The sequence below is a fragment of the Mycobacterium sp. genome, assembly GCF_035697385.1.
Taxonomy (GTDB): domain Bacteria; phylum Actinomycetota; class Actinomycetes; order Mycobacteriales; family Mycobacteriaceae; genus Mycobacterium.
On sequence record NZ_DASSCY010000323.1, the window covers coordinates 1 to 22,777 of the forward strand.

21 protein-coding genes and 2 pseudogenes are annotated in these 22,777 nt (G+C 62.9%); 7 read left to right on the plus strand and 16 right to left on the minus strand.

Annotation, left to right across the window (positions count from 1 at the left end; genetic code table 11):
- Window positions 1-541: 541 nt before the first annotated feature.
- The 5 genes and pseudogenes from VFH65_RS27415 to VFH65_RS27435 form a co-directional block, all read right to left on the minus strand.
- A pseudogene (locus VFH65_RS27415) lies at window positions 542-910 on the minus strand (hypothetical protein); the annotation flags it as partial.
- An 87-nt stretch (window positions 911-997) separates the two neighbouring features.
- Window positions 998-1,744: a hypothetical protein gene (locus VFH65_RS27420; protein WP_353325994.1), complete on the minus strand. Its 747-nt coding sequence runs from the start codon at window positions 1,742-1,744 to the stop codon at window positions 998-1,000.
- Complete coding sequence (locus tag VFH65_RS27425) at window positions 1,741-1,869, minus strand: hypothetical protein (RefSeq protein ID WP_353325996.1); 129 nt, start codon at window positions 1,867-1,869, stop codon at window positions 1,741-1,743. Before VFH65_RS27425 ends, VFH65_RS27420 begins: the two co-directional genes overlap by 4 nt.
- Window positions 1,870-1,890: 21 nt before the next feature.
- Window positions 1,891-2,293, minus strand: a pseudogene (locus tag VFH65_RS27430) (CbbQ/NirQ/NorQ C-terminal domain-containing protein); the annotation flags it as partial.
- Between the two features lie 905 nt (window positions 2,294-3,198).
- Window positions 3,199-3,492, minus strand: coding sequence for a type II toxin-antitoxin system VapC family toxin (locus VFH65_RS27435; RefSeq protein WP_353325998.1), 294 nt, complete (start codon window positions 3,490-3,492; stop codon window positions 3,199-3,201).
- A gap of 382 nt (window positions 3,493-3,874) precedes the next feature.
- Between VFH65_RS27435 and VFH65_RS27440 the strand changes: the two genes are divergently transcribed.
- Genes VFH65_RS27440 through VFH65_RS27450 form a run of 3 tightly spaced genes read left to right on the plus strand, consistent with a single transcriptional unit; the run spans window position 3,875 to window position 5,948 of the window.
- Window positions 3,875-4,309, plus strand: coding sequence for a Zn-ribbon domain-containing OB-fold protein (locus VFH65_RS27440; RefSeq protein ID WP_353326026.1), 435 nt, complete (start codon window positions 3,875-3,877; stop codon window positions 4,307-4,309).
- A 17-nt stretch (window positions 4,310-4,326) separates the two neighbouring features.
- Complete coding sequence (locus VFH65_RS27445) at window positions 4,327-5,469, plus strand: thiolase family protein (protein WP_353325999.1); 1,143 nt, start codon at window positions 4,327-4,329, stop codon at window positions 5,467-5,469.
- A gap of 53 nt (window positions 5,470-5,522) precedes the next feature.
- Window positions 5,523-5,948 (plus strand): hypothetical protein, encoded by a 426-nt coding sequence (locus VFH65_RS27450; protein WP_414688521.1) that lies wholly within the window; start codon window positions 5,523-5,525, stop codon window positions 5,946-5,948.
- On the opposite strand, the gene VFH65_RS27455 is transcribed toward VFH65_RS27450, so the two are convergent.
- On the minus strand, window positions 5,906-6,559 hold the full coding sequence (locus VFH65_RS27455) for a TetR/AcrR family transcriptional regulator (RefSeq protein ID WP_353326000.1): 654 nt from the start codon (window positions 6,557-6,559) through the stop codon (window positions 5,906-5,908). The genes VFH65_RS27450 and VFH65_RS27455 overlap by 43 nt on opposite strands.
- A 194-nt stretch (window positions 6,560-6,753) precedes the next feature.
- Here VFH65_RS27455 and VFH65_RS27460 point away from each other — a divergent pair, with 194 nt between their 5' ends.
- Window positions 6,754-8,034 carry a cytochrome P450 gene (locus VFH65_RS27460; protein WP_353326002.1) on the plus strand — a complete coding sequence of 427 codons (1,281 nt, stop codon included), beginning with the start codon at window positions 6,754-6,756 and terminating at the stop codon, window positions 8,032-8,034.
- A 58-nt stretch (window positions 8,035-8,092) separates the two neighbouring features.
- Here VFH65_RS27460 and VFH65_RS27465 read toward each other — a convergent pair whose 3' ends face one another.
- The gene (locus tag VFH65_RS27465; RefSeq protein ID WP_353326004.1) at window positions 8,093-9,502 is read right to left on the minus strand and encodes a WS/DGAT/MGAT family O-acyltransferase; all 1,410 of its coding nucleotides are present in this window, start codon (window positions 9,500-9,502) and stop codon (window positions 8,093-8,095) included.
- Window positions 9,502-10,866, minus strand: coding sequence for a cytochrome P450 (locus VFH65_RS27470; protein WP_353326006.1), 1,365 nt, complete (start codon window positions 10,864-10,866; stop codon window positions 9,502-9,504). The genes VFH65_RS27465 and VFH65_RS27470 overlap by 1 nt, the downstream gene beginning before the upstream one ends.
- Window positions 10,867-10,917: 51 nt before the next feature.
- Between VFH65_RS27470 and VFH65_RS27475 the strand changes: the two genes are divergently transcribed.
- Window positions 10,918-11,802 carry an SDR family oxidoreductase gene (locus VFH65_RS27475; RefSeq protein ID WP_353326007.1) on the plus strand — a complete coding sequence of 295 codons (885 nt, stop codon included), beginning with the start codon at window positions 10,918-10,920 and terminating at the stop codon, window positions 11,800-11,802.
- Between the two features lie 7 nt (window positions 11,803-11,809).
- Window positions 11,810-12,994 (plus strand): cytochrome P450, encoded by a 1,185-nt coding sequence (locus tag VFH65_RS27480; protein ID WP_353326009.1) that lies wholly within the window; start codon window positions 11,810-11,812, stop codon window positions 12,992-12,994.
- 79 nt (window positions 12,995-13,073) lie between these two features.
- On the opposite strand, the gene VFH65_RS27485 is transcribed toward VFH65_RS27480, so the two are convergent.
- Complete coding sequence (locus tag VFH65_RS27485) at window positions 13,074-13,457, minus strand: hypothetical protein (protein ID WP_353326011.1); 384 nt, start codon at window positions 13,455-13,457, stop codon at window positions 13,074-13,076.
- A gap of 79 nt (window positions 13,458-13,536) precedes the next feature.
- Here VFH65_RS27485 and VFH65_RS27490 point away from each other — a divergent pair, with 79 nt between their 5' ends.
- On the plus strand, window positions 13,537-14,061 hold the full coding sequence (locus VFH65_RS27490) for a hypothetical protein (protein ID WP_353326013.1): 525 nt from the start codon (window positions 13,537-13,539) through the stop codon (window positions 14,059-14,061).
- Between the two features lie 15 nt (window positions 14,062-14,076).
- Here VFH65_RS27490 and VFH65_RS27495 read toward each other — a convergent pair whose 3' ends face one another.
- The 7 genes from VFH65_RS27495 to VFH65_RS27525 form a co-directional block, all read right to left on the minus strand.
- On the minus strand, window positions 14,077-15,780 hold the full coding sequence (locus tag VFH65_RS27495; protein WP_353326015.1) for an MlaD family protein: 1,704 nt from the start codon (window positions 15,778-15,780) through the stop codon (window positions 14,077-14,079).
- Complete coding sequence (locus VFH65_RS27500) at window positions 15,780-17,141, minus strand: MCE family protein (RefSeq protein ID WP_353326017.1); 1,362 nt, start codon at window positions 17,139-17,141, stop codon at window positions 15,780-15,782. The genes VFH65_RS27495 and VFH65_RS27500 overlap by 1 nt, the downstream gene beginning before the upstream one ends.
- Entirely contained in the window at window positions 17,138-18,652 is a 1,515-nt protein-coding gene (locus VFH65_RS27505; RefSeq protein ID WP_353326019.1) for an MCE family protein, read from the minus strand. Before VFH65_RS27505 ends, VFH65_RS27500 begins: the two co-directional genes overlap by 4 nt.
- On the minus strand, window positions 18,636-19,739 hold the full coding sequence (locus VFH65_RS27510; protein WP_353326021.1) for an MCE family protein: 1,104 nt from the start codon (window positions 19,737-19,739) through the stop codon (window positions 18,636-18,638). Before VFH65_RS27510 ends, VFH65_RS27505 begins: the two co-directional genes overlap by 17 nt.
- On the minus strand, window positions 19,739-20,764 hold the full coding sequence (locus VFH65_RS27515; RefSeq protein ID WP_353326022.1) for an MCE family protein: 1,026 nt from the start codon (window positions 20,762-20,764) through the stop codon (window positions 19,739-19,741). Before VFH65_RS27515 ends, VFH65_RS27510 begins: the two co-directional genes overlap by 1 nt.
- Window positions 20,761-22,041 carry an MCE family protein gene (locus tag VFH65_RS27520; protein WP_414688522.1) on the minus strand — a complete coding sequence of 427 codons (1,281 nt, stop codon included), beginning with the start codon at window positions 22,039-22,041 and terminating at the stop codon, window positions 20,761-20,763. The genes VFH65_RS27515 and VFH65_RS27520 overlap by 4 nt, the downstream gene beginning before the upstream one ends.
- A gap of 10 nt (window positions 22,042-22,051) precedes the next feature.
- The coding region (locus VFH65_RS27525; RefSeq protein ID WP_353326024.1) for an ABC transporter permease at window positions 22,052-22,777 on the minus strand (726 nt) is incomplete at its 5' end.

Sequence of the window (22,777 nt, forward strand, 5' to 3'; positions counted from 1 at the left end):
GGAAGAACTCATCGGAGAACGGCTCGAAGACGACTTCTGACTGCGTCATAGACGCGACCCCCCCTGTGGACCCGCTATCACCCGGCTAGGTTCGGTGCGCCCCTCCAACGCAGTCGAATACGGCTGGCGGACAGCCTGTTCCTTCCTTGCGAAGGACATTCCGCTGGAGGGTCTGCTCCGAGTTCATGCTGTTGTACAGGCACAGTTTACGGTGCGCTATACAGGATGTCTTACCGTACGATCCGGATGTGGTCAATCATGAGGTTCCGCGATTGGAACTTTCGCGAGTGCGTAACAGCACCTGCGATTCAAGAGATTGGGCTTCGTCTTCGTGATCTTCTGGAGGGAACACCGCTCCGACATGTATCGGCGGTCCTCGAGCCGTTCAACCACTCGTCGGCGGCGCACTCGGAAAAGATCCAAGCCCTAACCGCCGTCGAGATGACGTTCTGGTCACGGTTTTGTGTTGCGGTGACACCGCTTTCGCGATACCCACGATCTCACCGAGGTCCCATCCCGAATGTGTCGCGGGACTTCTTGGTCACGGCGCCGGTGATGCGTCCTGCACAGCCTCCCTGGCTACTCGTTCGTCGTGAATGCGGACCAGCTCACAAAATCCGAGCCGGTTGTAGTCGGGTGTGGGTTGGATCCCCCACTTGTCCCGGGCAGTGTCTTTACCCTCCGCGCCTTCGGGAGGACCGAATGCCGGGTACGGCGCTTTGCACTCCAACGCGTCGTCTGAGTACCGGACCTTCAACAGCTCACTACAGATCTGTGTGACGCTCAGTGTGGGATAACCGTAGTAGACCGCCATGAACGGCAAGGTGAAGGCACCCTGCACGACAAGCGCGACCAGGCACACGATGGTCGCTCGCTTGATCCACTTGTGCATGTTTGCGTAAGACGGCGTGTACCAACGGGCGGATCATCGGCTGACTTCTCGTCCGATGGAGTCGACGAACAAGGGTGTAGCCACGACTTTCTCCTTGGCTCGTAGTCAGTCGGTGAAGATTTCGCGGTTGACCGTATGCAGGTACGGGATTGCGAGGAACGGGCTGATGTAGAAGATGTCGATGAGCCACCACCCGACGACGGGGAACACCGTGCCGGCGTAGCGGATGTCTGCGTACATCGTCATGTTGAAGACGTAGGCACACCAGATCACCACGCCCATCCAGCAGGTGACGATCATCCACTGATGGCCCCACCGCTTCATCTGCAGGAACCCGATCGCCGCCGCAGCCCGCATCGTGAACACGGTCAAGATCAACCCGAATACGAAACCTTTCTCACCCGGGGCCGCCGAGCCGCCAACCCACAGCTCGTTGTAATGCCAGAAGTAGCCGGCGTCGAACATGTTGCCCCACCCGACCAGCAGCACCCGGTTGACCAAGGTGTGGTTGGCGATCCAGTCCAGCGCCCACCCGAAGGTGTTCAGACATGCGTCGAGCAGCACGAGATAACCCAGGAGGGTGACGAGCATCGGCCGCACTGACAGGCCAGCGCGCAGCGCCTGGCGCTGCAGGTAGACCCCCCGCATGAAGATGGGAAAGCCGATGAGGCCGGGCGCCCACATGCCCATCATCGCGGCGCCGACGATCATCCACTTGTCGGCGCGCCGCTGCGCCCGGTGTGATTCCTCGTGATGGTCCTCCAGGCTTACCGAACTATCGGATCCCGTCGCAGTCGACAACGCCGCACGTTTCCCATTTCCTGAAAGACGTTTGATCAGAGGGAGATTCATAGCGACCACAAGCCTCGGACGATGGACATGTACAACTGGATGGAGAACATCACCAGCAGATAGCCGTAGATCACGATCTGCAGGACGATGAGCGCTGTCTTGCGCTGCCTCTCTTTTTGATCCATCTCAATGGCTCCTTTTCCGGGTTATGGGCTAGTAGACCCTTCGGCGGTCAGCAGGCTCGCGGCCGCGACCTCGCGAAGCCCGTCGGTGACGGCTCCGTCTGTACTCAGAGGTGCCAAGGTGCACGCGTGTGCTGCCTCGAATTCGGTAGCTCCCGACGCAATCAAGAGAGCGGCGGTAACGAACACTCGTGTCGAGGGAGGGGCGAAATGGAACGCTTCGTCCGCAGTGCGGACCGCGATCGCACAGTTGACGAGTCGCTGCGCTGTGGCCAGTCGGTCCGACACCGGCTTCGGCGACGACGACCTCAGCCGCCCTTTCAGGTGGCAAGTAGGTCATCGGAATGGTGACGAAGCGTTGCCGGAAAGAGGGTTTCAGCTCCTTCAGCGAACTGCGGTAGGCCCGGTTATAGGAGCACACCTCGCATCGGGTTTCACTAAGCGCGACCACAGTCAACGCACAACTGCGTTCGATGTCCAATGCGTGTCCGTCGTCCAGTTCAGTCATCGCGCGATGTCCCCGGATCGCGCAGCTCGACACGATGTGCTGCGCGACTCAGAATGTTCCGATGGACTTGAACATCCAGTACCAGAACGCGATTATCAGCGCGATAGCGCCGTACGCGGCGAAGTAACGGACGCCCTCCCAAAGCCTTAGCATCATCGTTGGAAACCCATTCTTGTTGGATTGCGATCGGACGACCGTGAGAATGTGGAGCGCGGGGGGCTCATCGCAGCGGTAGTGAGCACCCCGTCGAGTTCGAACAGAAGAAAATGCCCTTTGGAGGAAGCGTCGACCTCCGTGCGGACTGCCCAGAACCCGGTCGAAGTCGGCCGCCATCCGGGGCTTCCGCCCACGATCCAAGCTCGAGCAGGACATGCGCTTTCGTCGGAAAGCGGAATATGTCAGGGCCCGCGCGCCACCTCGGCGGCCGCCATGGTGCAAGCCCAGTACATCTACTCGGACGCGTAGGCGAAGGCGTGCGTACACCCGGCGGATTTCTAAGCAACCCCGCGGAGTATGACGTCCACCGGCTCCCCCGGACCGTGACATGAGCGCTTTGTATCCGATGTATCGACTTCAGTCAACAGCAGTCATGCCTGATCTGGTTTGACTCGAGTTCTAGGTCCAAAGAAGCCCTGTAACAAGCTGATTACCTGGCGACGATCTGGGCGCATTGGCCTCACCCGCAACAGGTTTCGAAGGTGATGCGTAGCCTCACCGCCTAGCCAAACAAGAGTCCGATGTGCACGCAACGCTAGAGCTGCCCATCTCGGCGCGTCCCGTCATTCCGCCAACGAAATGCGGATAGCTAGGCGTGCACTACGACTTCAGTCTCTGACGCTGAGGACCTCGATTCTGCATCTTGGCCCGTGCGCACGGGCGAGGCGCACGTCAAGCGTGAGCAGCGTCGCATCGAACGCCTCCGGCAGCGCGACGTACACCGCGTCCCATCCCCGTACCGAATCCCGTAGGTGCCAGGCCCGGTCGAGCAGCCACGGATGCCCGCAACGCTCGCCCGGCCAGTCCCGCAAGTCCGCCACCGCTTGCGCCGCGGCTGTGCCGTCAAGGTGGCCACGGAGGTGCTGGGCGCGGATCACCTCCATGACTTCGACATCGATCACGTGCGGTGCCGCCTGTTCGACATTGGTGGACTACCGGGCCGCGATCTCACCGGCGCGGGGCGTGTCTGCGACGACCTCGAATAGGCACGACGCATCAGCGACCAGCATCGGGCCACTCGCCACGCCACTCATCCAAGGTCGCGAGTACCTCTGTCGTCCTTCGGACGGCCGCCGACCGTCCGCGCGGGCCACTGCTTGATCGATGGCCGCGCCGCCACTCGAATCGCCGCCCGACGCAGCAACTCAGGCACCGCCCCTCCGCTGCAGTGCGCAGCGCCGAGCCCGCATACAAATCGTCGTCGATATCGATCTGACCGTCTTAGGCATATCGACCAGCCGGTGATCCACTGGTTCTCTCTGGACGAGAACGTCATTTCCGATTATCGTCAGCGACGTGCCGACACCGCAGATAGCGCTCGCGCCGGAGATCTCCACCTGGCCCGACGACAACCCGCAGCTCATCGGAAGCAACTGTGGGGTGTGTGGCGCTACCACGTTCCCCGTCCAGCAGCGCTGCCCAAAGTGCAGTGCCGGCGAGATGTCGGACGTGCTGCTGCCTCGCCGCGGAACGGTGGTGGCATGGACGACGCAGGGCTTCCCACCCGGGCTGCCGTACAAAGGCCCCGCAGGTAAAGACTTCGTCCCCTTCGGGGTCGGCTTGGTGCAACTCGGGGACGTGATCCGCGTCGAGGGCCGACTCACTGAGAACGACCCGAAGAAGTTGGCGTTCGGTATGGAGGTCGAGCTGACCATGGTGCCTTTCGCCACCGATGAGGAAGGCAACGAGATCGTCACGTTCGCCTTCCAACCGGTCTGAGAGAGGAACAGTCGACAATGAACGACGTCGCCATCATCGGTGTGGGGCTTCATCCATTCGGCCGGTTCGAAAAGACGGCCATGGAGATGGGCGCCGAAGCGATTCAGTTGGCCCTGACCGACGCGGGAGTCGACTGGAAGGACATCCAGTTCGGCTTCGGCGGCAGTTACGAGGTGTCCAACCCGGACGCTGTGACGCGGCTGGTCGGCCTGACCGGCATCACGTTCACCAACGTGTTCAACGCATGCGCCACAGCGGCCAGCGCCATTCAACAGACCGCGGACACGATCCGGCTGGGCAAGTACGACATCGGCATCGCGATCGGCCTGGACAAGCACCCGCGTGGCGCCTTCACCGACGACCCCGCCAAACTCGCGCTGCCACAGTGGTACGCCGAGAACGGTCAGTTCGTCACCACCAAGTTCTTCGGGATGAAGGCCAATCACTACATCCATAAGCACGGCATCTCGCAGGCGACGCTGGCCAAGGTCGCCGCCAAGAACTTCCGCAACGGTGAGAAGAACCCGAATGCGTTCCGGCGCAAGCCGATTTCCGAGGAAGAGATCCTCACCTCGGCCATGCTGAACTACCCGCTGACGCAGTACATGTTCTGTGCGCCCGACGAAGGCGCGGCGGCCGTGATCATGTGCCGCGGCGACATCGCACACCGCTTCACCGACAAGCCTGTGTACGTGCGTGCCACCGAGATCCGCACACGGACCTTCGGCGCCTACGAAGTGCACGCGACATCGGCGCCACTGGACGAGGACCCGTCCCCCACCGTGTACGCGGCCAAGGCCGCCTACGAGGTGGCGGGGATCGGTCCCGAGGATGTCGACATCGCGCAGTTGCAGGACACCGATGCCGGCGCCGAGGTCATCCACATGGCCGAGACCGGGCTGTGCGCCGACGGCGAGCAGGAGAAGCTGTTGGCCGACGGAGCCACCGAGATCAACGGCCAGCTACCGGTCAACACCGACGGCGGACTGATCGCCAACGGCGAGCCGATCGGCGCCTCGGGATTGCGCCAGGTCCACGAGTTGGTGCGTCAGCTCCGCGGCGAGGCGGGCGAACGCCAGGTTCCCGGCGAGCCTCGAGTGGGTCTCGCCCAAGTCTATGGGGCACCAGGCACGGCTTCGGCGACGATCCTGTCGCTCTGAGTGGAAACGGACATTTGGCTCCCGATGGGAAAACGTCGTTCTAGAATCCGAAAATGATGTTTCCGCGGGCGTCGCTCGGGCTCCTGTTAGCGACGGTGTTGACGGCGACCAGCTTCATGCTGTCGCCCCCTGTGTCGCACGCTCAGCCGCCTCTGCACCAGGTCAAGTACACGGTCTTCGCCGAACAGCCCTTCGCCGACCTGGCGATCTACTACCGCGAGGTCGACCCGCCGGACTGGGCCGCCTACAGCCACAACCCATACCAATTCAGCCCGAAAGCCAACGCGGACGTCGGCCCGGACAACATGTGGGTGATGGACGTCATGCTGGCAAACCCGAACGACTGGGCCATGGTCACGGCAGGCACCGCGGGGAGAGAGCAGACGCCCAACATTCACTGCGTGCTTGCGGTGGACGGCGTCGTCGTCGCGACCGATCAGGGACCAAAGGGTGCCCTCTGCTCGCTTCGCCCCTGGTAAGAAGCCATCGTCGCACCGTCTGCGGGAAGTGGTTCGCCCTCCAGCCGGCGAATCCACCGCTCGCAGTACTCGAACGTCTCGGCGTGCCCGGTGGATATGCCGAGCTCTTGCTCCATCACCAGTCCCTGCGACACGCTCGTCGCGAACACGGTCCACACCACCGGGGGAACTTCCGCCACGTCCACGCCGTAGCGGCGCAGGGCCGCCGCAATCGCTGTGTTCTGCTCCTGCCGGAAACGTTCTGCGTAGTAGACGATTTCGGCCCGCAGCGCCTTGCGATGGTTCGCCAGGCCCATGAATTCCATCGTCAGCCGGGTGGCCTCCGGCATCGTGGAAAACCGCCACAGCGCCCACAGCGGCTGCGGCGACGCCAGCGCCGTCGCCAGAACTTCGAGTCCCTCCTCGGCCCTGCGGCGGAACACCGCCAAGAAGAGGTCCTCCATCGTCCGGAAGTAGTAGTGCACGAGTTGAGGCTTGAGTCCGGCCCTTTCAGCGACCCGGCGCGACGTGACCGCGGCGTAGCCATCCGCCAGAAGCAGCTCCTCGGCCGCGTCGAGCAGCACACCGCGATTTTTCGCGTCCGGCGCCCCGATCCTTCGGGCCGATCCCATGCCACCTCCTGTTTCGTCGTGCCGCCACGCTCCAACACGCAGATGTTAGACGCCGGCCAGCCCCGTCATCTTGACCCTGACACTACCGCCATGCTAAGCAGGTGCTCAGCATATTTCGTTTCTCGCACAGTCGGGCATAGTCGTGCCGTCAAACCACCACAGCAACCATGGGTTCCGGGAGGAAGCGCTTTAAAATGACCACCGATTTCGACTCCGTCGACTACTTCACCGACCCGTCGCTCGTTCCCGACCCACATCCGTACTACGACCACGTCCGCGAAAAGGACCCGGTGTGCTGTCCGATCAACAACGGCGTGCTTGCGGTCACCGGCTGGGAAGCGGCCAACACCGTCTACAAGGACAGCGAGAATTACTCGTCCTGCGTCGCGGTCATGGGTCCGTTCACGCCAATACCGTTCGCGCCCGAGGGCGACGACATCTGTGCGGACCTCGAGGCGCACCGCACCGAGATCCCCATGTTCGAGCACATGGTCACGATGGACCCGCCGCAGCACACCGACGCGCGGTCCATCCTTTCTCGGCTGCTAACACCGAAGCGCCTCAAGGAGAACGAGGACTTCATGTGGCGGTTGGCCGATCGTCACATCGACGAGTTCATCGCCGACGGCAAATGCGAGTTCCTCGCGGCGTACGCGAAACCGTTCTCGCTCTTGGTCGTTGCCGACCTCCTCGGCGTGCCTGAATCCGACCACGAAGATTTCCGTGAAGCATTCGGGGCCCAGCTGGCCGGAACGAACATCGGCGGCCTCGACCACGAAGTGATCGCAGCCAACCCGCTGGCGTGGGCGGACGAGAAATTCTCCCGTTACATCGAGGAACGTCGCGAGTCGCCCCGCGACGACGTCCTGACCTCGATCGCCACCGCGAAGTACCCCGACGGTTCGACGCCCGAAGTCGTCGACGTCGTCCGCACCGCGACGTTCCTGTTCGCCGCGGGCCAGGAAACGACTGCGAAGCTGCTCGGCGCGGCACTGCGGGTGCTCAGCGACCGACCGGACATCCAGCAACAGTTGCGCGACGACCGCAGTCTGATCCCGATCTTCATCGAGGAATGCCTGCGGATGGACAGCCCGGTGAAGAGCGTATTCCGGATGGCCCGCAAGACAACGACTCTCGGCGACACCCCGGTGCCGGCAGGCACCACGGTGATGGTCAGCCCGGGCGCGGCCAACCGCGACCCCAAGCGGTTCGACAATCCGCACGAGTTCTCGCTCGAGCGCAAGAACGTCCGCGAGCACATCGCGTTCAGCCGCGGTATCCACTCGTGCCCTGGCGCGCCGCTGGCGCGCGTCGAGGGCCGTGTTTCGATCGAGCGAATCCTCGACCGGATGGCTGACATCACCGTCAGCGAGGACAAGCACGGACCGCTTGGAGCGCGTCGCTACACCTACGAGCCGACCTTCATCCTGCGCGGGCTCACCGAACTGAACATCAAATTCAAGCCCTCTGGCTAGACGACAGGGCGTCCAAAACCTGGGCGTGTCGGCGGTTTTTACGCCTGCTCGACCGCGACTACTTTGCCGCCGCGACCAGTTCTTCCAACACGGCAGGCAATGCGTCGGCCAGGTCCCACATGTCTGGTAGCAGATGGGCGCAGCCCACCAGGCCGATGTCGAGACTGCCGTTCAGCGACATCATGCTGACGTTCAGTCCGACTCCGTTGAACGGCGGGCCCAACGGATACATCGCGATGATCTTTCCGCCCTGCAGGTATCGCTGAATCGGAGACAGCGGCACGTTTGAGATGGACAAGTTGTACGGCGGCCGCCGTTCCGCAAGTCGGCTGCCCATGTAGAGCGCCACGAAGGCACCGATAACGCCTGGCGCGACGTAGTTGGCCCAGTCTTGAAGCAGCGTCCTGCGTTTGGCCGAGCTGTGTTCCTTACCGACCGAAGTCGTCTCGGCGATGGCCTTCAACCGGTGAGCCGGGTCAGCGATATTTGTGTGAAGTGCGGTGAACATCGCTGTCAGGTTGTTGCGACCCATGTCGTCGGCCCCCTCGAAGACACCGACGGGCGCCATGGCGATCAGAGAGGTGTGCGGTAAAGCGCCACGGTCGAGTAGATATTTCCTGGCCGCGCCCGAGACTACCGCCAGCGCAACGTCGTTGACTGTAACGCCAAACCAATTCTTGACAGTCTTGACCTTCGCGAGGTCCAACTTGGCATAGCCGACAGTACGGGGTCCGAAGACCTTGCCGTTGAATAAGACCTTCGGTGCGGTGAAGGTGCGCGGCATGGCTCTGCCTGACGCAAACCGGCGAATGGTATCGGAGGCCACCCGAAAATGGGCGGGCAGCACCTTGGTGATCAAGAACCATGGCCGCAGCGCGAACCTCCGCAGACCGTCGAGCGCTATCTGTCGCCTTCTGACGTTGGGAAAACCGGCTATCGGTTCGGGTGCCGGCGCATCGACCTGGTCGCTGCTCAGCTGAAGCCAGATCGCCGGTCCGCTGGTCCCGTCCATGATGGAGTGCTGTATCACGAACAGGACGACGACGCGGCCACCGTCCTCTGGCTTCACGCCCGCCACGCCCTCGAGTACCCACATACGCCAGAGCGGCAGCGACCGGTCCATCGGCGCCGCGATGAGTGCGCCAGCAAGGTCGGATATTTCGTGCCGCGTCCCCGGCGGGGGTATCTCGGCGCGGCGCACATGATTGTCGATGTTGAAGTGTTCGTCTTCAACCCACACCGGAGTGTCCAGATTCCACGGACTGTCAGCCAGTTTCGCGCGGAGTTCCGGAATGGCGTTGACTTGCGCCCTCATTCCCTCCCGAAATCGTTCGAAGTTGTATCCGCCCTTCATGGTCGAGGTGTCGATTTCGATGGCACCAGCGACATTCATTGGCACGTCAGGAGTTTCGAGCTGCAGGAGGCTGGCGTCGAAACCGCTGAGGCGCTGCATCTTTTCGACAGTCATTATGCCAATGCGCTCGCGGCAGCGACGGCGTGGCGGCGGCGCCACCTCATCACCAACAGGCCGCCCCGGCGCGGTTCGGGGGTGATTCCCCGGTAGCGACGACCTTCACCCGGCGCGTCGGTGGTAGCAATTTCCAGTTCGCGCAGCAGAACTCGCAGTGTCACATTCTGGTGCAGATTGGCGAACACTGCGCCGACACAGCGGCGCACCCCGGCACCGTATGCCAGCCATGCCACGCTCTCCGGAGGGTTGCCGACGAATCGGTCCGGGTTGAACGCCTCAGCGTCCACAAAGCTCTGATGCGAATTGTGCGCGCATGCGATGTCGACCAGAATCATAGAATCCTCGGGGATAACCCACTCGCCCAGCCTGATTTGGCGACGGGTCGAGCGGGCGATCATCTCGATTGACGGGCGGGTCCGCTGCACTTCCCAGATTGTGGCCTGCCGCAACTCGTGGCCGCCCGAGTCGCTTTCGGCGGTCAAGCGCGACAAGACGTCTGGGTGCCGGCGCAACCGCTCTATCGCCCACGAGATCGACGCCGAGGTTGTCTCATGGCCCGCACCGAGCAGTGCGAATAATTCATCGGCGATGTGTGCGTCATCGATGGAAGTACCGTCGTCGTAGCGGGCCTGCAGGAACGTTCCCAGGACGTCGTCGCGGTCTTCCAGACCAGGGTCGCGGCGGGCGGATTCGATCAGAGAGGTAATGATTTCCTCGTAGCGCGCCTTGTCCCTCTGCAACCGCCCCCACGGGCTATGCGGGCCGAGATCCCGGCGCAGCGCCGGTGGTAGGACTGCGAGCCGGGAGGTCCAGAGCGACATCCGCGGAATGATTTGCCGGAGCTCGGCGAGATCCTCACCCTCCGCATCAAAGACTGCGCGCAACAGTGCGTTCAACGTGAGTCGCCTTATTGACGGCGCGCAGGCGAATTCCACACCTTCTGGCCACGTGGCGATCTCGCGCAGCACTTCCTCTTCGATCATCGATTCGTGATTGCGCATGCGACGCCCGTTGAAAGAGGGGGCGAGAAGCTTGCGACGCCGACGATGTTCTGCCCCATAAAGCCTCACCATTGACCCGGCCGGCAGTACCGTGTCCAGACCGGATGCGTTGTCGACGAGGTCGCTGCTGCTGGAAAGCAGCTCCTTGATCAGCTTGCCCTCGCCAAGGACGAAGACCTTGCCCCAGAACGGAACCTTCGCGGAGAAGCACGGGCCGTATCGCCGATGCGCTGCTGCCAAAGCCTTGTGCCGTCCCGCCGCAAACACGAGACCCTGGACGAACGCCGGCGCGACAGGACCTGTCGGAAGGTGGATCGGTTCGGCTGCCACCTCGCTACCCACGTCGACCACCCCCGTCATTCCGACACAAGATTAAACCAACTATCGATCCATCGAAGTATGGTTCTGGCAATGAGTCAACCGCCGAGCGTTGTCATCACCGGTGCGTCCCGCGGCATCGGACTGGCCTGCGCCGCCCACATGTATCGGCTGGGCTGGCGCGTCGTCGCCGCTGTCCGATGCCCGGAAACCGCACTCGCGCAACTACAGACAGCGGTACGCGCCCAGCCGGACGATCCGCGCATGATCGCGGTCCGCCTTGACCTCACCGACCCTTCGTCGATCGCGTCGGCGGCCCACGACATCGAGGCGGCGGTCGGTGCCCCGGATGGCTTGGTGCACAACGCAGGCATTGCTGCCGCGGGAAGCTCGGAGGAGCTGCCTACAGATGTCTGGCAGCGAATGTTCGCGACGCATCTGTTCGGACCCGTCGCGCTCACCAACCAGCTGTTGCCATCGATGCGGTCGGCTGGACGTGGCCGCATCGTGGTGGTGTCGAGCCAGGCGGCGGGACGGGGGTTGCCGGCAATCACTCCCTATTCGGCGTCAAAGAGCGCGCTCGAACGCTGGGCCGAGGGCCTCGCGAATGAAATTGCTCCGTTCGGTCTCGGCGTGACGGTGTTGGTGACCGGAACGTTCGACACTGACATGATCACCGAAGACAGCCCGCACTATCGCGACGACGCCGGGCCGTATGCGGAACTTCACGACCGGATCGATCGCAGCGGACGCAGGGCAGTGGGGTTCTTCAAACGGTCCCCCGAGAAATTCGCGCCGCGGCTGGCCACCGCCCTCACCGAGCGGGCCCCGTTTGCGCGGCACGGCGTAGGCCCCGACGCTCGCACGTCGATGATCGTGTACCGCATTCTTCCTGCATGGGCAGGGCACCAGATGGGCCGGATAGCGATGGGACTTCCGCGTCGTGGTGCGTGGCTCGGCCGCAACATCGACCAATAGGGGTGGAATGGAATTCGACCCGTCCTCAGACGAGTTCTTCGCAGACCCACACAAGAGCTACCGCAGGCTACGCGCAGAGTCGCCGGTGTACTACAACTCCGAACTCGACTTCTACGCGCTCACCAGACATGCCGATGTCGCCCAGGCGTATCGCGATTACTCGACGTATTCGTCCGCGCACGGCTACGACCTTGCCATGGTGAAGTCGGGCGACGTTCCACCCAACCTCATCCTGTTGATGGATCCGCCCGAACACAGACGTATGCGCGGGTTAGTCAGTCGGGCATTCACGCCAAGAGCGATATCGGCTCTGCGCGAGACAGTCGCAAGCCTGGTGGAGAAGTACCTCAGCACGGCGGACCCTCGCCGGTTCGACGTGGTGCAAGACTTCTCTGCACCATTCCCCGTCGAGGTCATCGCGCACATGGCAGGCGTGCCGACGGAGTCGCGGCAGCGCCTGCGGTTGCTGGCCGAGGAGATAATGCGGCACCGCGCCGGCGACGAAGTCGACGAAGCTTTTACGACGGCGCTGCTGGAGGCCTTCGCCTTCTACCACAACCTGGTTCAGCAACGCCGGGAGCAGCCATCGGACGACATGATCAGCACCCTCGTCGGCGCAGAAATGATGCGTGAGGGCGGCGAGGTGACAAGTCTCGACGACCTCGAGATCGCCAGCTTTGCGATGCTGTTGGGTGGTGCCGGCGCCGTCACTGTCACCAAGGTCGTCAGCAGCGCCGTAGCGCTCTTAGCGCAGCATCCCGACCAGTGGCAACTGCTGCTTGATGACCGCACAAAGATCGGCGGGGCGGTGGAGGAAGTGCTCAGGTTCGATGGACCTGTGCTCTACAACGTGCGGTACACACTCAAAGAGGTCACGCTGCAGGGGGTTACGATTCCACCGGGAAGGCCTGTGTTGCTCTGCACGGCTGCCGCGAATCGTGATCCCGACGCGTTCCGCGACCCAGATATCTTCGATATCGACCGCGACCGAGCGGGGGCGCAACACCTCGGCCTCGGATATGGCATCCACAGCTGCCTAGGTGCAGCGCTCGGTAGGATGGAAAGTGCTGTCGCGCTGGACCATCTGCTCGACTTCATGCCAAATTACGAAGTCATCTGGGAGGACTGTGTTCGAGTCAACTCATCGAACGAAGCCGGGTGGTCTCACCTTCCGGTGAGAGTGTTGCCATGACGTTGATTCAGGGCGATGCACAGCTTCGCGAGAAATTGATGGCCGTCCGGCCACTTCCGATCGCGCAGGGCGAGGGTGCTCAGAGGTCGCCGCGCTCCCACTTGGGGAAGCCATCTGGTCTAGCGACACAGGTCAAGAACAAGCCGTCCGGCGCCTGCGCGACTTCGCCTTCATAGGTCGAGCACTGACTGTTCTCTTCCTTGATCCCGTGCATTTCGGGAGACCGGAACCATCGCGGTTCGTAGCGCCTCGGCGACCCACAGAACACCAGACGTCCCCACGACGTCACGCCGAACGAGTAGTACGTGGCGTTGTCACAGTACGAGCCGAGCACGACGTTCGGCATGATGCCTGGTGTGCAGGACGGATAGTTGCACTCGGTCGGCCCAGCTGAAGCCGGCGGCGCGAGAGTGATCAGACCTGCGGTCAGGAGTGCAGAAAGTACTGCGACGGTGGATCGCACCGCATCATTCTGACATGCGCCGGAATGGAATTCTCGCTTTCGGAGAGGATTGCTGCCGCCCAAGATAGGCTTTCAGGTCATGCGCGGATTGAAGATCGTCGTCGGAGCGTTAGCAGCCGTTACCGTGGTTGGAGGTTCGGGCGCCGCGCCGTCGGCTCACGCCTCGAACTATGGGGTCGAGCTCAACGGCACCTATCGGATGATGTCGGACGGCGAGTGGGCGAAAACCAACGAGGTCTTCATTGACGAGACGACGGTAGTTGAGACCTGGACCTTGAGCTCGAGCTGCGTGAGTCCAATCGAGTGCGAGGGCCAGGTGACGAGCGACCATGGCTGGACCGCTCGGCTCTGGTTCGGCTATCCGAACGACTACTGGGTCATTGATCGCATCATTCCCAATTGGGAGCCGTGCCCCGACGGCACGTTCGCCCCTGGCGAACAGAGGTTCCAGTTCTACGGGTTCGAACCCGCCCTTGGTACCCGGGACATGAAAATCGTCGACCTCCTCGTGGGCCGCCAACGTACGTCGAGCCCGAGTGGTGCATGCGGCCGAAACCAACCCCTTGTCATCGAGATGCCGGTGCGGTTGGACAAGCTGTCCTAAGCGTCGTAGACAGGGTCAGAACGGAAGCAGATCCTTCCACGACTTGGGCGCGGCTCCGGCAGCGAGATTCGTCTGCTGCTGTAACTGACCGTCGGACGTCAAGTACTGGCCCGTGCTTGGGTCATAGTGCGCGAAAGCGACGGACGGTCCGTCCCCAGAATCGTTGCCACCGAAGGCACTCGGCGCGGCGGGAACCGCGCCGTCGCCCTGTGGAGCCGGCGCCGACTCACCAGGCGCCGATCCAATCGGAACCGGCTCGACCGGTGGAATGGGCTGCCCATTGAGAGAGTTTCCCGGCGGCGGCGGCGGCAAAGGCGGCGCGGATGGTGTCGGCGGTGTCAGAGCCGCGAGCGGATCGGACGGACCCGGCGGTTGACCCGGCGGCGTTCCCGACGGAACCGCACCTGGCGGTAGCGGTGTCCCCTCAAGCGGCGCGAAGATTCGGTCATTGAAATCGATGCGATCATCGACGGGGATCCCCTGCGCGATCAGACTCGGATCAATCGGGTAAGGCCCGAGCGAGTGCTGGCGCATCGCCAACGGCTGAAATCCCTTGGGATCGTTGCAGAGTTCGACTGTCGGCGCGCGTTTTCCCGGGTGGCCCATGCAGGGATAGTTACGCGCGCCACGTACCGCGATCGGGGAGTCCTGTGGCAGCTTGCAGTACAACCCGTCCGGTGCGTCGATCGTGGTGGTGTCAGCCGGTGAACGCCACTGCGACGGCGGCAGGAAACCCACCGTGCACGACGGCGGATCGTTGATGGTCAGCGCGAAATCGCTCACGGCCAGCCCTGTCGGATTGTTCTTGGCAAGCCCGAACGACATGTTAGACGCCAGGGCGTTCGGAAAGACCACCAGGAGTTGTTCCAGCGACGGGTTATAGGTGACGAGAATCTGCCCCAGGGTGGTGAGGTTCGCCAGCAATATCGGTAGCGTCGGCTTCACTTGATCCAGAAGCTGGCTAACCTCCTGCGCGAAGCCGGGTCCGCGTTGCAGGATCGCGCGTATTTCTGGGTCGTTCTGCGCGATCTGCCCGGTGACTCCGGCCAAACTGTGCGCCCATGTGCGGATGGCGTCCGCGGTCTCGGCCTGTGAATCCAGAAGTGGCCCACTGTCATCGATCAGCGACCGCGTCTGGCCGGACACACCGTTGACGTCCTCAGTCACCTTGGCCGCGGAGTCGAGCAGTGATCCGAAATCATCACCGGCGCCGTTGAATGCCTTGAAGGATTCGTCGAGCAGGTCGGAGATCCTGCCCTCCGGGATGCTGTCCACAAGCTCACTGAGTTGATCCAGCATCGGACCGACCTGTTGCGGGATCGTGGTGTCGGCCATCGGGATTCGCGATCCGTCCTGCAGGTACGGGCCGGAATCGGTGCGCGGGCGTAGGTCCACATACTGCTCACCGATCGCCGAAACGCTGAGCACGTCGGCCTGCAGGTCCGCGGGAATCTTCGGTGACCGGTCCAGCGACAACGTCGCTTCCGCGCCGTTCTCGGTCAGCGCCACCGACGTCACCTTGCCGACCTGCACACCCCGGTAGGTCACGTTGCCGAAGCGGTAGAGACCGCCCGCGGCAGGCAACTCCAGCTTCACTGTCAGTCGGCCGATGTTGAGCAGCGTCGGCACCTGCATGTAGGCGAAGAGCATCACCGCCACACCGACGATCGATGCGATGGTGAAAATTATCAACTGGTTCCGTACGAAGCGGGTCAGCATCAGCCACCACTTCCAGGCATCGGTAGGACGGCGTTGGGCGGCGCCGCCGGAGCTGGCGGTGGGGCCGCGGGACCGGGCGGCGCGTCGGCTCCGTATGGCCCGGCGAAGATCTGCGACGACGTGATCACCGGTCCCTGCGGCAGCCAGGGCGTGGCAGGCGGCGGCGGGGCCACTGGCAGGAGCGGTTCGGTCACGGGCGGCATCGGTCCGCCCGGCGGCGCCTGAGGTGGAGGCAGCGCCTCCGCTGGCGGCGGCGCGACGCCAATCGACATCGGTGTGTAGGAGTAATTGAGATAGTAGGGATCCCCCGGCGCGGGGATGAGCTTGGCATATGCGTCGCCCCACCGGGTGCCGAGGAGCAATCCGCGCTTGAATCGCGGGTAGGTGAGGTCGAAGATGGCGATCAGGTTGATGTAGTCGCCCTTGGTGATCTTGTCGGCGAAGGCCGGGCCGTAGGGGAAGGCTGTGGCGAAGATAAGTGCCGCAGTCAGGTCGGGTCCTATGTCGGCGAGTGCACGAAGTGCCGGCTCCAGATTTTGCAGGTTGGTCACCAGGTCGGCTTTGCTGTCGTTGGCCAGTTGTGTGGCGGTGTCGCTGAGCTCTCCGAGCTTCTCCAGTGCCGTTGTCAGACGAGGCCGCTCCTTGATGAGCACGTCCAACGCCGGCGGAATATCCTTGAGCGCGCGGTCAATCACGTCACGCTGCTCTGCGAATTTACCGGCGACTCGGTTGAGTTGCTGGATGGAGGCAATGATGTTGTCTCGTTGCTGGTCGAGGACTCCGACGAAGTTGTCGAGTCGGGAGAGCAGGTCGCGGATCTCAGGCTCACGTCCGGACAATGCGGCGCTGAAGTTGTGGATGATATCGCCGATCTGGCCCAGCCCGCCTCCGTTGACGACCGTCGACAGTGAGGACAGTGTCTGCTCGGTGGTCGGATAGGTAGACGATTGGTTCAAGGGCAGGGTGGCACCGGGTTGCAGTCGACCACTCGGCGTTTCGCCCAGCGGCGGATTGAGGGCCAGATGCATGGATCCCAACAGGCTGGTCTGCCCGACTGTGGCCACCGCGTTGGCCGGCACTACAACGTCGGGCTTGACTGAGACTTCGACGTCGGCGTGCCAGTTGTCGACGGTCATCTTGCCGACGCTGCCGATGACGACGTCGTCGATCATCACCGGCGAATTCGACTCCAATGTAGCGACATTCGGAATCTCGACGTGGTAGATCACCGCGTCCGGCCCCCGTCCGACGGTCCCTGGCAGGGGCAGTGAGTTCACCCCTTGGAATGCGCAGCCGGTCAGCACCAGGGCGGGACAGCACCCGGTGACGATCAGTCCCTTCACACGGCTCCGGCGGATCATGATGGCGGCATCCCTTCGGCGGGCAACAAGGGTGCATCGGGCGGTAGGGGTTGGCCGGGCGGAGCGCCGGGCGCCGAAGTCTGTGGAAGCAGCACGCCGTCGACGGTTGCGGGTGCCGGGGAAATCACAGTGGGCGGACCCGGAATCGGCGCGCCCGGGAACAGCGCCGGCGACGGAATGGCGGGGATTTCGTCGTGCCCGTACAGACCCTGCGGCATGGGGGGCAGCCCAGCGTTTCCATACCCCGGGGGCGGCGGCACATCACCCACGCCCGTGTAGGCCGACACCGCGGGCGGCGGCTCGGGCGCATCGCCCGCGCCTGGGCCTCCGGGCACCAGCTTCGGGTCGGTGTAGATAAGTTGGTCCGGACTCGCGCTCGGCCTCAGGTACGCGTTGATTGGCAACGGGAGGTTGTTGAAGTTGAGCAGCCGCAATGCGGGACCGAGGTATTGCTCACAGAGTTTCGCGGTTTCGGGTGCGGTGGTGTTCGCGACGCCCCCGATCATGCCGCAGATAAACCACACCGGATTCGAGAAGTTGTTGAACGCGAATGATCCGCTCAGGCCACCGGTGGGAGGGTAGTAGATGTTCTGGAAGTTGGCGAGCGCGTTCGGCGCCACATGGAGAACGTTCTCGAGGGCCATGCGGTTGTCGACCAGGATCTGAGTGACAGCGCCCAGGCTTCTGATCTGCTCGGAGGTCTGGTTGCGACTACCCGCGACGAAGCGCTGGACCTCGCCGATCGCAACCGAAAGGTCAGACAGCGCCGCGTCCAGATCGGACCTACTGTCGTTCACGACGCTGCTCAGACTGGCCAGCCGGTTCTCGAACATGACGATCTGTTGCTTGCTGTCGCGAAGCGCACTGACGAATACCTGCAGGTTCTTGATGATGTCGACGATGTTGCCGCTGCCTTCGGCGAAGATCCGTGCAACGCCGGACAGTTGGGCCAGCGTCTGCCGCAGCTTGTCGCCGTTGCCGTCCAGCGCGTTGGCGGCACTGTCGATGAACCGGCCAACGGAGGTGTCCGACACCCCGCCGTCCTGACCTGGTTTGGGTCCCAATTCGGTTGCCAGGCGCATCAACTGGGTTTTGACCTGGTCCCACTCCACGGGTACAGCTGTTCGGTCGCTGGGAATGACTCCGCCGTCACCCATGGTCGGCCCGTCTCCGGTCCGATACGCCGGCGTGAGCTGGACGTAACGCGCCGCAACCAGATTCTGAGCGACGATCACCGCCTTCGCATCGGCCGGTATCGGAACGTCGCGGTCGACCTTCAGGGTCAGCTTGGTCTGCGTTCCCTCGGGCTGGATCCCGTCGATGGTGCCGACTTTGATGCCCGACACCCGCACTTCGTCACCGGGATAGATGGCGGTAGCCGTCGGGAAGTACGCCGTGACGGTGTTGGGCCCAAAGAACACCTGGCGCACCAAGAACACCGCTCCGGCCAGCAGCGCGAGGGCAAGTAGGACGGCGGTGGCAGCCGCCAGTGGCTTACGGGTTGCCATCATTGGGAAGATCTCCTGGCTGTGGAATCCCGTTGACGGGGAACGGAATTTCGGCGCGTGGTCCGGCGGTGTCCGGCGGTTGCCCGGCATTGACACCTCGCCGGAACCCGAACGCGTAGTCCAGGAACGGCTGCAGAACCTGCGGGATTTGGACGTTGGGGACCAACGCGTTGTAGTAGGCACCGTTGGCAACGATTTCGCCCTGGGTTAGCTCGTACTTGGCCAGGCCAGGGATGGCCTTCGCAAGGTTGTCCCGGTTTCGTTCGAGCATCTGATTGACCGCGTTCAGCTTTTCCAGCGCTGGCGCCAGTTCCTTCTCGTTGTCTGCAACCAGGCCGGTCAGTTGCCGCGAGACTGCCGAGGTGTTCGCCAACAAGCCGACGATCGCCTGCCGACGGTCATTGAGCACCGCCAGCAGATCGTTGGCGTTGAGAATCAGCGCGTTGACCTGCTGGCTGCGTTCGGACAGGATCCCGGTGACGTCGCCAGCCGTTTTCAGCAGCTCGGCCAGACTTTCGTTGCGGTTGTTGAGCGACTGCGACAGTCGCGAGAGGCCATCGAACGTCGGCCCCAGCTGCGGAGCGACTTGATCGAGCGTCGCCGACAGTGTGTCCAACGACTGGTTGAGCGCGGTGGTGTCGGTGCCTGCGGTGTTGGTGGTGAGTTCGCTCACCGCGTCGGTCAACGAATACGGCGATGACGTCCGGGATGTCGGAATGACCTGGTTGGGCGACAGCGTGCCACTGCCCGCCGACTCCAGCGCCAGCACCCGCTCGCCGAGCAGGGTTCCGGTGCGGACGTGCGCGCTGGTGTCGGAGCCGAGCGCGTATTGACTGTCGACGGTGAAACCGATCAGCGCGTCCCCGTTGTCGAGTTCGACCGACGAGACCGAGCCGACCTTGATTCCGGATACTGTCACGTCATTGCCGACGGTAAGGCCACCAGCCTCGGTGAACAACGCCTGATACCGCAGTGAGGTGGCCCAGGAGAGTAAGCGTTCCGGCTGCAGCCCGATCGCGATGACGAGGATGATCAGGACAACGCCGATGACGCCTGCCCTGATGAGTTTCGATCCGCGGTACCTCTGCATCACTCGTCCCTGCACCTTCCGGTTTCTTGCCTGATCCAGGGAAATTGGACGGTGCGGCCCTCAAGGTCACTGGCGCGGAAGGTGATCCCGCAGATGTAGTACGGGAAGAAGGCGCCGTAGGAGCCGACGCGTGCCAGTTTGCGATAGATCTCGGGCAGGCGCTGTACGGTGGCGTCGAAGCGGTCCTTGTCTGCGTACAGTATGTCGGCGAGGCGCTTTACCTGGTCGACGGTGCCGTTCAATGGCGGTCGCGCCTCACCGAGAAGGTCTGCGAGGGAGGCGGTTCCGTTGTCGAGCGAAGTGATGGCGTCACCGATCGGGTCGCGGTCCTGCGACAGGCCGCTCACCAGTTGTTCGAGTCGGTCGATCGCGCCGGAGAACTCGTCGCCGTCCTTCGAGAGAGTCTCCAGCACCGCCTTGAGGTCGTCGATGAGGGTCTCGATCACCTGGTTGTTGTCGGCCAGCGAGTTCGAGAAGGACGAAGTCTTCGAGAACAGCGATTCGAGCGTGCCGCCTTGGCCTTGCAATATTTGGACCAACGACGCCGTGAGCGCGTTGACGTCTTGCGGATTCAGCCCTTGGATAACGGGTTTCAGCCCGCCGAGCAACAGGTCGAGGTCGAGGGCGGGTGCCGTACGGTCGACGGGTATCTGGGCGCCCGCGGGAAGGATCTTCGTCGATCCTGGCGCGTCGACAAGTTCGAGGTAGCGGTCGCCCACGAGGTTCAAATATCGAATGTGAGCATTGGTCGCGGTGGTCAGCACGATGTTGCGGTCCGCGTCGAACTTCACAAGGACCTTACGATCGGCTTGCAACGACACATCTTGCACAGTGCCCACCCGAATGCCGGCGACGCGCACGGTGTCCCCGGTTTCCAGGCGCGACGCATCGTCGAAGACCGCGGAATACTTACTCGTCGACCCGGTCCTAACCTGGGCGAAGGTGACGAAGAGGAAGCCGGTCAATGCGAGCATGACGACCGCGAAAACACCGAACTTGATAATCGTTCCCCGCAAGCGCGTCATCCCGGCATCCCGATCTGCGAGGTGTTGCGCGGCGGTCCCGGGATCGGCCCGAACAGCCACTGCTTGAGCGCGTCAGAGTTCAACAGGATACCTTGGTTTCCGTACTTGAACGGGTTGGTGCCGACATCACTGACGAGGAACGGCGGCCGAAATCCGGGCGGCATGTCCGGCAGACCCAGTTCCTTGCAATAGTTGCCGCCCTTGGCGGCGACCTTCGGCAGGTCTTCCGGATAACGATAACGCTCGACGCCGAGGGTGAGGCTAGCTAGGAACAGGATATGGGAATACTGTGGTATTCCTTTCGAGAACGTGGCGAGTCCGCCGACCGTGCACCCGACTGTCTCGTGATACCGGTTGAGCAGATCGGTGGTGGGCAGGAGCAAGCGCAGCACCTCGCTGAGTGCTTGGCGGTTGCCGCCGATCACCTCGTTACCGATTTCGGCCAAACCGATTGTGCTGACCAGAAACTCGTCGAGGTTCTGCTGCTCGTCGACGATGGAGTTACTCAGTTGGGTCGCATTCTGAACCGTCGAGATGAGGTCCGGCGTCGCATCGCCGTAGGCGGTGAGGGTTGGCACGGCCGCCTCGATGTCATGGGCCAGGTTCGGAAGGCTGGGTTCGATTTTGGCCAGCAGTGCGTTGAAGTCGACCAACGTCTTGCCGAATTTCTCGCCGCGGCCGTCAAAGGCGGTCGCGATCGCGCCGAGAGTCTGGTTGAGCTTCGCGGGGTCGATCTTGTCCAGCACTGTGACCAGTTGCTGGAACACCGTGTTGATTTCGGTGGTGACATGCTCGTTCTGAATCACCTGTCCGCCGCGCATTTTCTCCGGCGACGGATCTTCTGGTGCGACGAACTGTACGAACTTCGCACCGAACACCGTCGATGAGGCGATGTCGACCGACACATTCGAGGGGATGAGATGCAGTTGGTTCTTGTCCACGGCGAGGTGCAGCGCGGCGGTGCCGTCAGGCCGGTCCTCGATCGAGGACACCTGCCCCACCTGAACACCGCGCATCTTCACCTTGGCGTCGGGATTCATCACCAGGCCGGCGCGATCCGAAATCACCGTCACCGGAACGGTTTCGGCCCAGCTACCCCGGAACAGGCTCACAGCCAGAGCGACAATGGCACCCAGAACCACAATCGTTGCCAACCCGGCCAGCGGCCGGGCATAGCCTTTCGTCCCGAAATGCCGCCCGGGACGTCCCCCCACGGGGGTCGCGGCGCTGGTGGTTTCTGACCGATGGGCCGGGCCGGGCCCAAGGTTTCGCGTCAACTTACCTCCCCTAGCCCGACAGGTTGAAGTTGCCGTTGGAACCGTAAATGGACAGCGACACAAGCAGTGTCACTGAGACGACGACAACCAACGAGGTGCGCATCGCGTTGCCGACCGCGACACCGACCCCCGATGGGCCACCAGTCGCGAAAAAGCCGAAGTACGTGTGGATCAACAGGATCGTGATTGCCATCAACGCCGCCTGCAGAAACGACCACAACAGGTCAATGGGATTCAAGAAGGTGTTGAAGTAGTGGTCATACAGGCCGCCAGATTGGCCGAACAGCATCACGGTGGTGAACCGGCTGGCCACAAACGACAGAATGACCGCAATCGAGTACAGCGGCGCAATCGCGATCATCCCCGCGACGATGCGGGTCGACACCAGATACTCGACCGGGCGGATCGCCATCGATTCCAGCGCGTCGATCTCCTCGTTGATGCGCATGGCGCCCAGCTGCGCGGTCACCCCGGCGCCGAAGGTGGCGGCCAACCCGATACCGGCGATGACCGGCGCCGCGATGCGCACGTTTATGAACGCCGCCAAAAACCCGGTCAACGCCTCGATGCCGATGTTGCCCAATGACGAGTAGCCCTGCACCGCGAGCGTGCCGCCGGCGGCCAGCGTCAGGAACCCGACGATCGCCACGGTTCCGCCGATCATCGCCAATGTTCCTGCGCCCATGGAGATCTCGGCGATCAGCCGGACGATCTCCTTGCGGAAGTGCACCGCCGC